This window comes from Halorubrum sp. CGM4_25_10-8A (genome assembly GCF_005435025.1).
Lineage (GTDB): Archaea > Halobacteriota > Halobacteria > Halobacteriales > Haloferacaceae > Halorubrum > Halorubrum ezzemoulense.
Map to the genome: position 1 here is coordinate 404,805 of NZ_SGTX01000001.1, position 14,121 is coordinate 418,925.

General features: G+C 69.1%; 15 protein-coding genes. 7 read left to right on the forward strand and 8 right to left on the reverse strand.

Features of this window, described 5'->3' with window-relative positions:
• Positions 1-6 precede the first annotated feature (6 nt).
• The 3 genes from EXE52_RS02075 to dph5 form a co-directional block, all read right to left on the reverse strand.
• The gene (locus tag EXE52_RS02075) at positions 7-381 is read right to left on the reverse strand and encodes a CBS domain-containing protein (protein WP_086220484.1); all 375 of its coding nucleotides are present in this window, start codon (positions 379-381) and stop codon (positions 7-9) included.
• A gap of 114 nt (positions 382-495) precedes the next feature.
• Positions 496-882, reverse strand: coding sequence for a CBS domain-containing protein (locus EXE52_RS02080; RefSeq protein WP_089307884.1), 387 nt, complete (start codon positions 880-882; stop codon positions 496-498).
• 76 nt (positions 883-958) lie between these two features.
• A complete protein-coding gene (dph5, locus tag EXE52_RS02085) occupies positions 959-1,756 on the reverse strand; it encodes a diphthine synthase (RefSeq protein ID WP_089307885.1) in 798 nt (265 codons plus the stop codon).
• 174 nt (positions 1,757-1,930) lie between these two features.
• Here dph5 and EXE52_RS02090 point away from each other — a divergent pair, with 174 nt between their 5' ends.
• From EXE52_RS02090 to lrpA1, 3 genes are all read left to right on the forward strand, one after another.
• Positions 1,931-3,826, forward strand: a complete 1,896-nt coding sequence (locus EXE52_RS02090; protein ID WP_049931142.1) for a 2-oxoacid:acceptor oxidoreductase subunit alpha — start codon at positions 1,931-1,933, stop codon at positions 3,824-3,826.
• 3 nt (positions 3,827-3,829) lie between these two features.
• A complete protein-coding gene (locus EXE52_RS02095) occupies positions 3,830-4,768 on the forward strand; it encodes a thiamine pyrophosphate-dependent enzyme (protein WP_049931144.1) in 939 nt (312 codons plus the stop codon).
• Between the two features lie 82 nt (positions 4,769-4,850).
• Entirely contained in the window at positions 4,851-5,279 is a 429-nt protein-coding gene (gene lrpA1 / locus EXE52_RS02100) for an HTH-type transcriptional regulator LrpA1 (RefSeq protein WP_049931146.1), read from the forward strand.
• Between the two features lie 39 nt (positions 5,280-5,318).
• Here lrpA1 and EXE52_RS02105 read toward each other — a convergent pair whose 3' ends face one another.
• From EXE52_RS02105 to EXE52_RS02115, 3 genes are all read right to left on the reverse strand, one after another.
• Positions 5,319-5,792, reverse strand: a complete 474-nt coding sequence (locus EXE52_RS02105; RefSeq protein ID WP_089307886.1) for an N-acetyltransferase — start codon at positions 5,790-5,792, stop codon at positions 5,319-5,321.
• Between the two features lie 135 nt (positions 5,793-5,927).
• Positions 5,928-9,080 (reverse strand): isoleucine--tRNA ligase, encoded by a 3,153-nt coding sequence (ileS, locus tag EXE52_RS02110; protein WP_089307887.1) that lies wholly within the window; start codon positions 9,078-9,080, stop codon positions 5,928-5,930.
• A 52-nt stretch (positions 9,081-9,132) separates the two neighbouring features.
• Positions 9,133-10,254, reverse strand: coding sequence for a pyridoxal phosphate-dependent aminotransferase (locus EXE52_RS02115; protein ID WP_089308093.1), 1,122 nt, complete (start codon positions 10,252-10,254; stop codon positions 9,133-9,135).
• A gap of 153 nt (positions 10,255-10,407) precedes the next feature.
• On the opposite strand from EXE52_RS02115, the gene EXE52_RS02120 reads away from it, so the two are divergent.
• A complete protein-coding gene (locus tag EXE52_RS02120) occupies positions 10,408-10,908 on the forward strand; it encodes a metal-dependent hydrolase (RefSeq protein ID WP_049931154.1) in 501 nt (166 codons plus the stop codon).
• A 49-nt stretch (positions 10,909-10,957) separates the two neighbouring features.
• Here EXE52_RS02120 and EXE52_RS02125 read toward each other — a convergent pair whose 3' ends face one another.
• Positions 10,958-11,749 (reverse strand): PHP-associated domain-containing protein, encoded by a 792-nt coding sequence (locus tag EXE52_RS02125; protein WP_086216110.1) that lies wholly within the window; start codon positions 11,747-11,749, stop codon positions 10,958-10,960.
• 130 nt (positions 11,750-11,879) lie between these two features.
• Between EXE52_RS02125 and EXE52_RS02130 the strand changes: the two genes are divergently transcribed.
• Positions 11,880-12,179: a hypothetical protein gene (locus EXE52_RS02130; protein WP_049931157.1), complete on the forward strand. Its 300-nt coding sequence runs from the start codon at positions 11,880-11,882 to the stop codon at positions 12,177-12,179.
• Positions 12,180-12,189: 10 nt separating this feature from the next.
• Here the strand turns inward: EXE52_RS02130 and rocF are convergent, their stop codons facing one another.
• On the reverse strand, positions 12,190-13,098 hold the full coding sequence (gene rocF, locus EXE52_RS02135; RefSeq protein ID WP_049931159.1) for an arginase: 909 nt from the start codon (positions 13,096-13,098) through the stop codon (positions 12,190-12,192).
• A 146-nt stretch (positions 13,099-13,244) separates the two neighbouring features.
• On the opposite strand from rocF, the gene EXE52_RS02140 reads away from it, so the two are divergent.
• Complete coding sequence (locus tag EXE52_RS02140; protein WP_086220413.1) at positions 13,245-13,463, forward strand: hypothetical protein; 219 nt, start codon at positions 13,245-13,247, stop codon at positions 13,461-13,463.
• A 107-nt stretch (positions 13,464-13,570) separates the two neighbouring features.
• A complete protein-coding gene (locus tag EXE52_RS02145) occupies positions 13,571-14,104 on the forward strand; it encodes an Rrf2 family transcriptional regulator (RefSeq protein ID WP_049931162.1) in 534 nt (177 codons plus the stop codon).
• Positions 14,105-14,121 lie beyond the last annotated feature (17 nt).

A 14,121-nucleotide genomic window follows, 5' to 3' on the forward strand; every position in this document is an offset into this window, starting at 1 on the left:
CCGGCCTCAGGAGATGTGTGCGGCGATGTCCGTCGACGACATCATCCCGACGTAGTCGTCGTCGACGACCGGGAGGTGTTTCACGCCGTACATGGTCATCATCGCGGCGACCTCCTCCAGCATGAGGTCCGGCGTCACCGTCTCGACGTCTTCGGTCATCACGTCGCGGACCGTCGTCGCCTCCGGGTCGCTCCCGTCGGCGACCGCTCCGACGACGTCGCTCTGCGTGAGGATACATCCTCCGCCCGTCGTCACGACGAGCGCACTGATGTTCTCGTCGCGCATCCGCCGGGCGGCCTCCCGGAGCGGCGCGTCCGCCCCGATCGTCTCCAAGGGCGTCGACATCACGTCCGCGACGCGGGTCCTGTCGTCGAGATCCATACCGCGCTGTGTGTTACCATGTTTCATTACTCTTCCGGAACGCACAACGCGACGCGATCTCGACTCGGATGCGGCGCCGTCACGCGGCCTCGGGCCGTCCCGGCGCCCGACCCGTCAGCCTCGCCGCGAGAGGTACGCCGTGAGGTCCGTCGTGGAGACCATGCCGATCGGTCTGTCGTCGCCGTCGGTCACCGGGAGGTGGGTGTAGCCGTGCGCGGTCGGCTCCGCCAGCTCCGCGACGGTGTCTTCGCGGCCGACCGTGACCACGTCGGCCGTCATGAACGCCTCGACCGGCGTCCGGTCTTTCGGGTCGTTGTCCCGGACGAGGGCGACGAAGTCCGTCGCGGTGATCAGCCCGGCGAGGGCCCCGTCGGAGTCGAGGACGAGGAGAGAGCTACCCCCGGACTCGCGCATCTGCTCCGCCGCGTCGGCCGCCGCGGCCCCGCGTTCGATAGTCGTCAGGTCGGTCGACATGAGTCGATCTACCGGCACGTCATTCATGGTGCGTGCCAACGCTCCACATAATAATCAAACGTGCGGTCGGTTCGGGGGCGTTCGCCTCGCGACCGCGGACGCCTCACTCGTCGACGAGCGACTCGGGGGCGCCGGCGAGACCGACGAGGGCGTCCGCCTCGACGTGATGGAGGTCACCCGGGATCACGAGCAGGTGGAGCGGGTCACCGAACTCGCGGTCGGCGAGCGCGCTCAGACGGTCGGCCGCGACGACCGCGTCCGGCGAGCCGGCGCGGGCGACGACGACCGCGAGCTCGTCCGCCCACTCCTCGGCCAGCAGTCCGGCGGCGACGTCCGCGGTCATGTACTCCTCGTGGTCGGGGTCCGGACCGGCGGGGCCCGTTCCCACCTTGATGTCGAGGTAGACGACGGTGTGGAGCCCGCGCTCCCGGTTCGCCTCGATCGTCTCGACCACGCTCCCGGGGACGTCGTCGCCGCCGTGAGCGTACGGGAACGGGAGCGTCGTCGCCTTGCCGAACCGGTAGTTCTGGAGCCCGGTGAGACTCGACGCCGCGGACTGGGCGGTCACGCCGTGGATCACGCGCGTGTCGATCCCGCGCTCCTCGGCGCGGAGGCGGAGGTCGGTGTGGGTGGTCGAGATCATCGTGTCGCCGGCGGTACAGAACGCGGCGTCGCCGGACTCGGCCGCCGCGAGTATCGGCTCCGGGTCCTGCTCGACGCCGGCGCGGTCGCGCACCTCGACGTCGACGCCGTGGTGCGCCTCGAGGTCAGCGACGTCGGCGCCGACCAGTCGGCTGGTGTAGAACTCCGCGAAGACCCTGTCGGCCGCGCGGAGCGCCTCCCGCCCCTCGACGGTGACGGAGCGCTCGTCGTAGAGACCGAGCCCGATGAACGTGAGCATACCCGGAGTCGGCGCGCGGCGAATGAAAAGAACGCGGAAAATCGGCTCGGCAGCGCGAGAACATTTGACACCCTAATAGACCTTCATGATTGTCCCTTGGGATTCCATAGCAAGCCATAAGAGGGAACCAACACAAGTTCAGGCCACGAGGCCCACTCGGGCTCACATACCATTATGACTGACGACGAACTCATCTGGCGGATATCGGGGGGATCCGGTGACGGGATCGCTTCCACCAGCCAGAACTTCGCGAAGGCCTTGATGCGATCGGGGCTCAACGTCTTCACGCATCGGCACTACCCGTCGCGAATCCGCGGCGGCCACACCTACACGGAGGTCCGCGCGTCGGCGGACCCCGTGAACTCCCGGGGCGACGGCTACAACTTCCTCTTAGCGCTCGGCGACTCGTTCGCTCGGAACCCGTCCGAGGGCGCCGTCTACGGCAACGAGGAGATCAAGCCCCTCTCGGAGAACCTGGATGAGCTCCGCGAAGGCGGGGTCATCATCTACGACGAGGGGCTGCTCGACGCCTCCGAGATCCCGAACTTCGAGGAGCGCGCCGAGGAGAACGACTGGCACGTATTCCCCCTCGACCTCCGCGGACTCGCCCGCGATATGGGTCGCGAGGTCATGCGCAACACCGCCGGCGTCGGCGCGACCTGCGCGATCACCGGCATGGAACTCGACCACGTCGAGGACCTGATGCGCGACGCGATGCCGGAGAAGATCCTCGACCCGAACCTCGAGATCCTCGAGACCGCCTACGAACAGGTCCAAGAGGAGTACGACGTCGACGCGCCGGACGTGTCGGTCCCGACCGGCGAACACGACGAGACCCAACTGCTCATGTCCGGGTCGGACGCCATCTCCTACGGCGCCATCGACGAGGGCTGCCGGTTCATCTCCGGCTACCCGATGACGCCGTGGACCGAGGTGTTCACCATCATGACGAAGAACCTGCCGAAGCTCGGCGGGATCTCCGAGCAGGTGGAAGACGAGATCGCCGCGGCCGCGCTCGCGGTCGGCGCGTCCCACGCCGGCGTCAAGGCGATGTCCGGCTCCTCCGGTGGCGGGTTCGCGCTGATGTCCGAGCCGCTCGGGCTCGCGGAGATGACGGAGACACCCGTCGTCCTCGTCGAGGCCATGCGCGCCGGTCCCTCGACCGGGATGCCGACGAAGCCGGAGCAGTCCGACCTCGAACACGTCCTCTACACCTCGCAGGGGGACTCACAGCGCGTCGTGCTGGCGCCCGGCACCGTCGAGGAGGCGTACGAGCAGTCCCGGCTCGCCTTCCGGCTCGCCTACGGGTACCAGATCCCGACGATCCTGCTGTACGACCAGAAGCTCGGCGGTGAGATGACGAACGTCCCGAAGAGCCACTTCGACCGGGAGGCGAACCCGGACCTCGGGAAGACGCTCTCGGAGGACGCGCTGTCGGAGCAGCCCCACAGCGACGACGGGAAGTTCCACCGCTTCCAGCACGAGGTCGACGACGGCGTCTCCCCGCGGTCGATCCCCGGCCAGAAGGGCGGTCGCTTCCTCGCGACCGGCAACGAGCACGACCCGACCGGCCACATCAGCGAGTCCCCGGACAACCGGGTCGCGCAGATCGACCGGCGGGCCGAGAAGCTGGCGGCGATCCGCGACGACCTCGACACGGTCGACACCGGGTCGTACGCCGGCCCGGAGGACGCCGAGTACGGCATCCTCACGTTCGGCAGCCAGCAGGGAACCGTCGAGGAAGCCGTCGGTCGCCTCAACGACGCCGGCGTCTCGGTGAAGTCGTACGGCGTCTCGGACATGCTGCCGTTCCCGACCGAGCAGGTCCGGGCGTTCATCGAGAGCGTCGACGAGGTGCTGGTCGTGGAGATGACCGCCTCGGGACAGTTCCGCGGGCTCGTCCAGAAGAACCTGGGCCAGTACGGCGAGAAGCTGTCGAGCCTGCTGAAGTACAACGGGAACCCGTTCGAGCCGGCGGAGATCGTCGACGGGTTCGAGACCGCGATCGTCGAGGGCGACGGCGACGCGCCCGGCCATCAGACCACCTTCGTCCCAGCCGCAGGTGACTAAGCAATGAGCACGTTTTCAGCAATCGGAGAGGAGCGAGAGATCGACCGCGACGAGTACACCCCCGGCGTCGAGCCGCAGCCGACTTGGTGTCCGGGCTGCGGTGACTTCAGCGTCCTGAAGGCGCTCAAGCAGGCGCTGCCGGAGGTCGGGCGCACGCCCGAGGAGACCCTGCTGTGTACCGGGATCGGCTGTTCGGGCAAGCTGAACAGCTACCTCGACACGTACGGGTTCCACACGATCCACGGGCGCTCGCTGCCCGTGGCCCGCGCCGCGAAGCTCGCGAACCCCGACCTCGAAGTGATCGCCGCCGGCGGCGACGGCGACGGCTACGGGATCGGCGGGAACCACTTCATCCACACGGCCCGGGAGAACCACGACATGACGTACATCGTGTTCAACAACGAGATCTTCGGGCTCACGAAGGGGCAGACCTCCCCGACGAGCCCGAAGGGCCACAAGTCGAAAACGCAGCCTCACGGGAGCGCCAAGGAGCCGATCAAACCGCTCTCGATGTCGCTGAACGCCGGCGCCTCCTACGTCGCCCGCACGGCGGCAGTGAACCCGAACCAGGCGAAGGAGATCATCGCCGAGGCGATCGAACACGACGGGTTCGCGCACGTCGACTTCCTCACGCAGTGCCCGACGTGGAACAAGGACGCGCGCCAGTACGTCCCGTACATCGACGTTAACGACTCCGACGACTACGAGTTCGACATGACGGACCGCGTCGAGGCCCAGGAGATGATGCGGACGACCGAGGAAGCCCTCTACGAGGGCGAGGTGCTCACCGGCCGCTTCTACGTCGACGAGGACCGCCCCTCCTACGGAGAGGAGAAGCGCTCGATCGGCGAGATGCCCGAGGAGCCGCTCGCCGAGCGCTACTGGGACGACGACTACGAGTGGGAACGCTCCCACGACATGTTCCTCGACAAACACGCCTGAGCCGACCGGCGGCCGTTCACGACGCGGCGAGTTCGTTTTTTGATTCGCAAGGTCTTTTTTCATTGGTGACAAACGTACTCATATGAGTACTGTATCGACAGAGGAACGGATCCTTTCCGTGTTAGAAGAGGACGCACAGGCGTCCTGCGGGGAGATCGCCGAGCGAGCCGACGTCTCGAAACCGACGGTGCGGAAGTACATCGACCGCCTCGAGGAGCGCGGCGTGATCGTCGGCTACTCCGCGGAGGTCGACCCGAAGAAGCTCTCTTCGCAGTCGATCGCCATGGTCGGCATGGATGTCGACTCGGGGCGGTACGTGGAGGCCACGCGGGATCTGAAGTCGCTCGACGAGGTTCAGGCGCTGTACACCTCCTCGGGCGATCACATGCTGATGGCGGAGGTCCGCGCCGGCGACGGCGACGAGCTCGGCGACGTCATCTCGGAAAAGCTGCTCGGCGTCGACGGCGTCACCGCGGCCCACCCCTCGTTCCTCCAGGAGCGGCTGAAGTGAGTCGGCCGAGAAGCGGCTCGTTTTGACTGTCGACGCCTCTCAGGTGAGCGCGTCGGGGTCCGCAACGACGATCGATTCGTCGCCCGCCGGGCTCCGCCGGGTCCCGCGAGCCGCGAACCCGTGCGCGCTGAAGAACTCCTCGGCGCTGGGGCGGTCCGAGGGGACGGTCGCGCGGAGCGTTTTTACCCCGCGGTCGGCGAGCGCGCTCCCCACGCGGGCGAGCAGCTCGGCCGCGACGCCCTCGCCCGCGCGGTTCGGGTGAACCCACAGCGCCAGTAGCTCGGCCTCCGTCCCGTCGGGATCCGGGTGCGCGATGGCGAGCCCGACGGGCCCCTCCTCGTCGTGTTCCATCAGGAACGACCACTCCGCCTCGGCGGCGGCCTCGCGGACGCCGGCGGCGGACACGTCGAGCAGTGGCGCGCCGATGTCGTCGAACACCGTCTCCTCGCGGGCTCGTGAGACCGCCGTTCGCAGGTCCTCCGCGTCGTCGGGGCGAGCCGCCCGGACATCCATGTTCGACCGTGAGTAAAGAACGCACCTATAGGTTTCGGGATGCGAATTGTTCCCACAGTATCGGTCGACGAAAGCTCCGACTCGTCGGGCGAGGATCGCGACGCGTTAAGCGAAAGCCGCGGCCCGTCGGGGCCGTTACGCGACCGGTTCGACCCCGATCGTGACCGCGACGCCTTCGACCTCCCACTCTTCGACGAGTCCGCCGTCGGCGTCGGCGGCGTCGCTCGCGTCGTCGAGCCACGCGTCGGCGCGCACCTCGCCGGCGATCAGGTCGGCGTGCTCGTCCACGAAGCCGGCGACCCGGTCGTCGTCGACCGCGACGCCGACGCGAATCCGCGCCTCAACGTCGAGGTCCAGTTCCTTGCGCATCTCCTGGACCCGGCGGATCACGTCGCGGGCGTACCCCTCGGACTCGATGTCGGGCGTCAGCGAGGTGTCGACGTAGACGGTGCCGCCATCGAAGTCGGCCCCGGAGACGTGCTCCGGCGGCTCCGCGACGTATTCGACCATCTCGTCGTCGAGGTCGACGGGCTCGCCGTCGACCGCGACCTCGCCGCCCTCGACCTCGGCGCGGGTCGCGCCCTGAACCGCCTCCATCACCTTCTGGGCGTCCCCGCCGAACGCCGGCCCGATGGCGGCCATCTGGGGCTCGGCGGTCTCGACCAGTTCGTCGAAGGCGTCGGTGACGACCACGTCGCGGGCGTTGACGCGGTCAGCGATCAGCGCTTTGAGGCGGTCGACCGCGGCCGCAACCGTCTCGTCGTCGGTCTCGACGACGACGCGCGGCACGGGCCAGCGGAGCTTGCGGCCAGCCTGCTGGCGCGCGTTCGCGGCCGCCTCCTCGATGTCGCGGAAGGCCGCCACGTCGCGTTCGAGGTCGTCGTCGCGCAGGTCCGCGTCCGGCTCGGGGTACGACAGCGCGTGGACCGTCGTCGCCTCGCCGTCGAGCCGCTGGTACATCCGCTCGGTGAGGTACGGGGCGATCGGCGCGAGCAGCCGGATCACCTCGTCGAGGACCGTCGCGAGCGTGGCGTACGCGCCGCGCTTCGAGGGGGAGTCGGTCTCCTCCCACATGCGGTCGCGGACGGCCTTCACGTAGAACCGCGAGACGTCCTGCGTGACGAACTCGATGACGGCGTTGACGGCGTCGCTGACGCGGTAGTCGTCCCACGCGTCGGCGACCTCCGTCTCCACGGACTGGAGCCGGGAGAGCACCCACTCGTCGACGAGTTCGAGGTCGCCGTCCGAGAGGTCGGCGTCGGCCGGGTCGTAGCCGTCGAGCTCCATGTACTCGAGGGGGAACCGGAACACGTTCCAGAGGATGTTGAGCTTGCCCTGGATCTCGCCGAGCCCGTCCCACTCGAACGCGAGGTCGACGCCCTGCTGGTCGTGGCTGAGCAGGTAGGTGCGGAGCGGGTCGCGGCCGGCGCGCTCGATGGCCTCCTCCGGCGTGACGATGTTGCCGACCGACTTCGACATCTTTCGGCCGTCCTCGTCGTTGGCGAAGCCGTGCATCAGCACCTCCTCGTAGGGGATCTGATCGACCGCGGCCGTCCCCATACCGAGCTGCGACCAGAACCAGCCGCGGGTCTGGTCGTGCGCCTCGATGATGAGGTCAGCGGGCCACAGCTCCTCGTGGGCGGTCTCGTCGCTCGGGTAGCCGAGCGTGCCCCACGAGGCGACCGAGGAGTCGAGCCACACGTCGAACACGTCTTCGACGCGGCGGTAGGTCGTCCCGTCCTCGACGATCGTGAGGCCGTCGACGGCGGGGCGGTGGAGGTCGATCGAGTCGGGATCGATATCCTCCTCGACGCGGTCGGCGAGCTCCTCGCGGGTGCCGACCACGATCATGTCCTCGTCGAGGTTCCCCGGCTCGGCGTCCTCCGGGACCCAGATCGGGATCGGGACGCCCCAGTAGCGCTGGCGCGAGACGTTCCAGTCGGGCGCGTCCTCGATGAAGTCGCGGAACCGGTTGTCCCGGGCCCAGTCGGGGTGCCACTCCGACTCCTCCATGTTGTCGAGGAGGTCGTCTTTCACGTCCGTGATCGAGATGAACCACTGGTCGGTGACCAGCTGGATGATCCCGGTGTCACAGCGCCAGCAGTGGCCGTAGCTGTGGTCGACGGTGCCGTGCGCGAGCATGTGGCCGTCGGCGACGAGGTCCTCGATGATGTCGTCGTTCGCGTCGCGCACGAACTGGCCGGCGTACTCGCCCGCCGCCGCCTCGAACTCGCCGTTCGGACCGACGGGACAGTGGATGTCGAGCCCGAGTTCGGTGCCGCGGTGGAAGTCCTCTTCACCGTGGCCCGGCGCGGAGTGGACCAGGCCGGTGCGGTCGGCCTCCACGTAGTCGGCCGCGTACACCTGTCCGGCGCCCTCGAAGTCGGGGTAGTCGGCAACGTGGTCGGCGAGCGGGTGGTCGTACGCCCAGCCGACGAGTTCGTCGCCGGTCAGCTCCGCCTCGACCGCGTACTCCTCGTAGCGGCCCTCCCCGAGCACGTCCTCGACGCACTCGGCGGCGACGTAGAGGAGCTCCTCCTCGCCGTCCTTCTCCGCGCGGACCGCGTTGTAGGTGAGGTCCTCGTCGACGGCGACGAAGGTGTTCGCGGGGATGGTCCACGGCGTCGTCGTCCAGATGACGAGGCTCCCCTCGCGGTCGGCGAGCGGGAACTTCACGTAGATGGAGGGGTCCTCGACGTCCTCGTACTCGACCTCGTTGTTGGCGAGCCCGGTCTCGCAGCGCGGGCACTGCGAGATGGACCGCTTCCCCTGCTCGACGAGCCCGTTGTCGGCGACCTCGGAGAACGCCCACCAGGCGGCCTCCATGTACTCCGGCGAGATGGTCTCGTACGGGTCGTCCCAGTCCATCCACGCGCCGATGGATTTGAAGTCCTCGTCCATCGCCGCCCGGTTCTCCAGGGCGAACTCCTTACACTTCTCGATGAACGGCTCCATGCCGTACTCCTCGATGTCCCGCTTGTTCTCGAAGCCGAGCTCCTCCTCGACTTTCACCTCGATCGGGAGCCCGTGCATGTCGTATCCCGGGCGGTCGGTGACGCGGTGGCCGGTCATCCGCTTGTACCGGATGACGGCGTCTTTCAGCGTCTTGTTCCAGGCGGTCCCGAGGTGCATCTGCCCGGAGGTGTACGGCGGGCCGTCCACGAAGAAGAACGGCGGATCGTCGGCGTGCGCCTCCTTCGCCGCCTCGTAGGCGTCGTGGTCGTCCCAGTACTCGTCGACCGCGGTCTCGACGTCCGCGGGCGCGTACTGGTCGTCGATCTGCTCCATACGCGTTGGTCTGCGCGCGCGTATTTGAATACGGCGGAGTCGTGGGAACGGTTCAGCCCGCGTCGGCGGGGCCGCCGTCGAAGTAGTCCGCGAGCCGCTCGGCCGCCTCGGTCGCTCGGGGCGTCACCAGCGCGAACCGGATCCACTCGTCGCGGGCGGTGCCGAACGCCTCGCCCGGCATCCCGGCGACGCCGGCCTCGTCGATCAGGCGCTTGACGTTCGCCATCGTGCCGGGGAACCCGTCAAAGCGCGCGAGGACGTAGAAGGCGCCCTCCGGGCGGCCGTACTCCGCGCCCGCCGCGTCGAGGGCGGCGGCGAACGCGTCGACGCGGTCAGCGAGCAGGTCGCGCGACGCGGCGTAGTAGTCGGACGGCGTCTCTTCGAGCGCGTGGTACACCGCGTACTGAGAGGGGCGCGCCCCGGTGACGTTGACGAGCATGTGTCGGGTCTTCGCGTCGCCGACGTGCGCCTCGGGGAACACCCCGTACCCGACGCGGAAGCCCGTGATGGCCATCGACTTCGAGAAGCCGCTCGTGACGATGACGCGCTCGGAGTCCAGCGTCAGCGCCGACTCGAACGAGCCGGTGAGATCGAACCGGTCGTACACCTCGTCGACGACGACGAGCGCGTCGACGGCCGCCGCGATTTCGACGACCTCGCGGACCGCGTCGAGGTCGTAGACGGCGCCGGTCGGGTTGTTCGGCGTGTTGAGGACGACGAGTGCCGTGTCCTCGCTCGCCGCCTCGCGGATCGCGTCGACGTCGAGCCCGCCGTCGCGCGCCGTGGGCACGAGCGTCGGCTCCCCGCCGAGCAGGTGCGTCTTCCCGGGGTAGTACGGGTACACCGGGTCCATCAGGAGCGCCTCGTCACCAGCGTCGCGGTCCAGCGCCCGGGCCATCGCGAGGTAGTTCGCCTCGCCGGTGCCGTTGGTGACGACCACGCGCTCGGGGTCGACGCCCCGGCGCTCGGCGATCGCCCCGCGGAGCTCTCGGAGCCCGTCGCTCGGCGGGTACTGGAAGTCGGCGGGCGGGAGGTCGGCGTACTCGCGGAGGGCCTCTCGGAGCGCGGCGGGCGGCTCCCAGTCGGGGTTGCCGCTCACCATGTCGATGACGTCGCCGTCGGCGGCCGTGGCGTACTGCATCACGTGGAAGAACTTCGGCTCCTCGTACTCCATACGGTCGGGTCGGACGCGCCCGTCGTGGCTCTTTCGGCCCGGGAGCGTTTCGGCCCGTGAGTGGACCCCGGTCGACGGCGAGGCGGTGCGATCCTCTCCGGGCACGCCGCCCGGATCCGGTGGTTTGACCTGCCGACCCGCACACGCAGAGACATGAACAAACGCGGCCACGTCCTCAACGGCCTGCTGCTCGCCCTGGGGCTCGGCTTCATCGTCGAACCGGGTCTCGACGCGGCGACCGCGACGACCGTCGCCGAGATCACCGTCCCCGTCGTGTTGGGGGCGCTGTTCCCCGACGTGGACACCGCCTTCGGCCGTCACCGGAAGACGCTCCACAGCCTCCCCGTGCTCGCGGTGTTCCTCGCGTATCCGATCGTCTTCGGCAACCTCCAGTACGTGTGGATCGGCGTGTTGACCCACTACGTCCTCGACGTGGTCGGCAGCCGACGCGGCATCGCGCTGTTCCACCCGTTCTCGGACCGTGAGTTCGGAATGCCGAGCGGCGTGACGACGAGCAGCAAGTACGCCGACCTCGTCACGGTGGTCATCACCGGGGTCGAGCTGACGGCGTTCTGGGCGATTCACACCTACGTCGTCAGCCTTGACCTGGACCTGTCCGCGGCGTCGGAGGCCGCGGCGGGCTTCGGGCTCTGACCGGGAAGCCGATCGGGATCCGGGCCGCCCCGAGACGCTCGCACGGCCGCTATTCGTAGACGCTCACGTCGTCGAATCGCCCCTCGTATGCGACGTTCGACGGGAGGGTCGGCTCGTTGCCGGAGAGGAACATTCGGTCGAGCTTCGTCCACGTGTTCTCGTAGCCGAGGTGCGCGAACTCCACGAGCCCGCGGAGCCGGTGGCCCAGTCCGCCGCGGTGGATCACCGTTCGGGGGCGTCGCTCGCGGAAGGCGTCGGCGACCGCCTCGGCGTCGTCGAGGTCGCCCTCGAAGGCCGTCCACGCCTCGCCGACCGTGCCGGGGAGGTGGGCGTACGAGGATCCGAACCCGGCGCAGCCGGTCTCCGTCGCGGTCCGGCGGGCGCGCGCGTTCTGGTGGGGGAGCAGCTTGGTGTTGTACGTCTCGACCGCGTCGATCCGGGCGGCGTGCGCGTCGACTTCGGGTCGCGTGAGCGAGATAGTGGCGAACCCGGGGTGCGGGACGAGGACGGCCGCGTCCTGCCGCTCGAACTCGGCCATCGCTCCCTCGAAGGTGATGTAGTCGGGGACGGGATCGGAGAGTCCGAGGACGAGGAGGTGCCGCCGGTTCCCCCAGTCGCCGGTGAACACCTCGCGGGCGGGGACGACGGTCAGCTCGTCGTCGGTGTACCGGGCCGCACGCTCGCTGATCGTCGGGAGGCGCGTGAAGTGCGGCGCGTACACGAGCGCGTCGATGTCGCGCGCCTTCGCCCGGGCGACGACCTCGTCGTCGAGTATCTTGACGTGGGCGTCGACGCGCGTTCTCGATCGGGTCACGGTCGCACGGTCGTCGCGCCCGCGCAAATGGGTATCGTTCGACGACGACGGTGCCGCGACCGCGGGGGTGAACCCGCGGTGCCGACCCCCGTCGACCCCCCGGCGCGCCCGCGCCGAGTTGGGAAACCGTTAATCCCCCTCGGGCGAGAGTCCGGGTATGGCCCCTCGCTGGACGTGCGGCATCGGCGACTGCGACGCCGCCTTCGACGACGTGGAGGCGGCGATCGTCCACCAGACGAACGACCACCAGCGCCACGAGTGTAAGGTGTGCGGCACGATCGTCCCCGACGGCTACTTCGCGATCCGGCACGCGTTCGACGAGCACACCCGCGCCGAGTTCGTCCGCGCGTACGACGCCGACTCGGCCGCGGTGCGCCGCCGCGAGGAGATCAAAGGCGAGGTCGAGTCCGAGGCGGACCTCCAGCAGGTCGTCGAACAGCTCGACCGAGGCGTCTGACCCCGGCCTCTCAGTACAAGACGCGCTTCCCGAACGCGCTCGCCGCCAGCTCAGTCGCGAGCTCAGCCGTCTCGTTGTGCTGGTCCAAGGTCGGGTTCACCTCGACGATCTCCATCGACCGGAGCGCGTCAGTCTCGTCGACGATCTCCATCGCGCTGTGCGCCTCGCGGTAGGTGACGCCGCCGCGGACGGGCGTCCCGACGCCGGGCGCGGCGTTGGGGTCGAGCCAGTCCAGATCGAGGCTGACGTGGATCCCGTCGACGCCCGCGGACGCGACCTCGAGCGCCTCCTCCGTGACCGCCGTGATCCCCCGCTCGTCGATGTCCGACATCGTGTACGCCGCGAAGCCGCGGTCGCGGATCAGCTCCGCCTCCGCCCCGTCGACCGAGCGGAGCCCGACCAAGGCGACGTTCTCCGGCGAGAGCCCCGGCGCGTTCGCCCACTCGGTGTCCGCGAACTCGCCGATCCCGAGCGCCGCCGCCAGGGGCATCCCGTGGACGTTGCCAGAGGGCGTCGTCGCGGGCGTGTTGAGGTCCGCGTGCGCGTCGAACCACACGGCGCCGACGTCCGCGTCGCGCGCGGACCCGGAGAGGCTCCCGATGGCGATGGAGTGGTCGCCGCCGAGCGCCAGCGGCACCTCGCCGTCGGCGAGCGTCGCGGCGACCTCGTCGCCGAGCCGCCGGCAGACCGCTTCCGTCTCGCGGATGAACTTCGCTTCCCCCTCGCTCGGCGCGTCCGCGTCCGGGTCGCGCTCCTCGGCCCGGGGGACGTGGAGGTCGCCCGCGTCGACGGTCTCGACGCCGGCGCCGGCGAGCTGGTCGGCGAGCCCGCCGTACCGGATCGCCGACGGTCCCATGTCGACTCCGCGTCGGTTCGCCCCGTAGTCTGTCGGCGCGCCGATGATCCTGACCGTGGTCATACCGGCTACGCGACGCCGCGGCGCTTGAATGGTGGGGATCGGCGGCCGGGTCGAGCCGACGGGGCGGGATCCGCCCGACCGCGGTCCGAGCGAATCCGACCGACCGGATCGGACAGCGTTTTGCGCCCGGGCCGCCACGGACGCCCATGAGCAGTCCCGATCCCCGCTCGGTCGACCCCGGCGACATCGAGCCGATCGGCGCGACCATCGCGGTCGCGTTCACCGGCGCGGCGATCGGGCTCGTCGGCGCCGCGGTCTCGTTCGTCGCCGTCGACTTCGGCGTCGCGCTGATCGGCGTCGGTGTCGTCGTCGCGCTGTCGAGCCCGCTCGCGTACGTGCGGATGAAGCGGCTACGCGGCGGGTGAGCCGAACCGGCCCGAACCGACGGTCTCCGGCCGCCGAGACGATTCCACACGATCGTTTATAAATGGGTTCCACCGCATTTAAGCGGGGGCGCGGTGTATTCCGCACCATGTCATCGATCGAGCTCACTTCGAGCCAGAAAAGCATCCTCTCGGCCCTCATCAACCTGTACGGGGAACGAGAGGACGCCGTGAAAGGCGAGGCGATCGCCGAGGAAGTCGACCGCAACCCCGGGACGATCCGGAACCAGATGCAGAGCCTCAAGGCCCTCCAGTTGGTCGAGGGGGTACCCGGCCCGAAGGGCGGCTACAAACCCACCTCGAACGCGTACGAGGCGCTCGACATCCAGCGCATGGACGAGCCCGCGAACGTCCCGATCTACCACGAGAGCGAGGAGGTCGAGGGGGTCAACGTCGACGGGATCGACCTCTCCAGCGTCCACCACCCCGAGCTGTGCCGCGCCGAGATCCACGTTCAGGGTTCGGTCCGCGACTTCCACGAGGGCGACAGCGTCGCCGTGGGGCCGACGCCGCTCTCCAAGCTCGTCATCGACGGGACGGTCGACGGGAAAGACGACACCGCGAACATTCTCATCTTGCGGATCGACGATATGCGAGCCCCCGACGAGCCGGCCGAACACTGACTGCGAGAGCCGCTGTT

Bases quoted from the DNA above. Each gene is read 5' to 3' on its own strand.
- EXE52_RS02140 (WP_086220413.1), top strand. From the start codon at position 13,245: ATGAGCAGTCCCGATCCCCGCTCGGTCGACCCCGGCGACATCGAGCCG.
- EXE52_RS02145 (WP_049931162.1), top strand. From the start codon at position 13,571: ATGTCATCGATCGAGCTCACTTCGAGCCAGAAAAGCATCCTCTCGGCC.
- dph5 (WP_089307885.1), bottom strand. From the start codon at position 1,756: ATGCTCACGTTCATCGGGCTCGGTCTCTACGACGAGCGCTCCGTCACC.
- rocF (WP_049931159.1), bottom strand. From the start codon at position 13,098: ATGACCACGGTCAGGATCATCGGCGCGCCGACAGACTACGGGGCGAAC.
- EXE52_RS02090 (WP_049931142.1), top strand. From the start codon at position 1,931: ATGACTGACGACGAACTCATCTGGCGGATATCGGGGGGATCCGGTGAC.
- lrpA1 (WP_049931146.1), top strand. From the start codon at position 4,851: ATGAGTACTGTATCGACAGAGGAACGGATCCTTTCCGTGTTAGAAGAG.
- EXE52_RS02105 (WP_089307886.1), bottom strand. From the start codon at position 5,792: ATGGATGTCCGGGCGGCTCGCCCCGACGACGCGGAGGACCTGCGAACG.
- EXE52_RS02095 (WP_049931144.1), top strand. From the start codon at position 3,830: ATGAGCACGTTTTCAGCAATCGGAGAGGAGCGAGAGATCGACCGCGAC.
- ileS (WP_089307887.1), bottom strand. From the start codon at position 9,080: ATGGAGCAGATCGACGACCAGTACGCGCCCGCGGACGTCGAGACCGCG.
- EXE52_RS02115 (WP_089308093.1), bottom strand. From the start codon at position 10,254: ATGGAGTACGAGGAGCCGAAGTTCTTCCACGTGATGCAGTACGCCACG.
- EXE52_RS02075 (WP_086220484.1), bottom strand. From the start codon at position 381: ATGGATCTCGACGACAGGACCCGCGTCGCGGACGTGATGTCGACGCCC.
- EXE52_RS02130 (WP_049931157.1), top strand. From the start codon at position 11,880: ATGGCCCCTCGCTGGACGTGCGGCATCGGCGACTGCGACGCCGCCTTC.
- EXE52_RS02080 (WP_089307884.1), bottom strand. From the start codon at position 882: ATGAATGACGTGCCGGTAGATCGACTCATGTCGACCGACCTGACGACT.
- EXE52_RS02120 (WP_049931154.1), top strand. From the start codon at position 10,408: ATGAACAAACGCGGCCACGTCCTCAACGGCCTGCTGCTCGCCCTGGGG.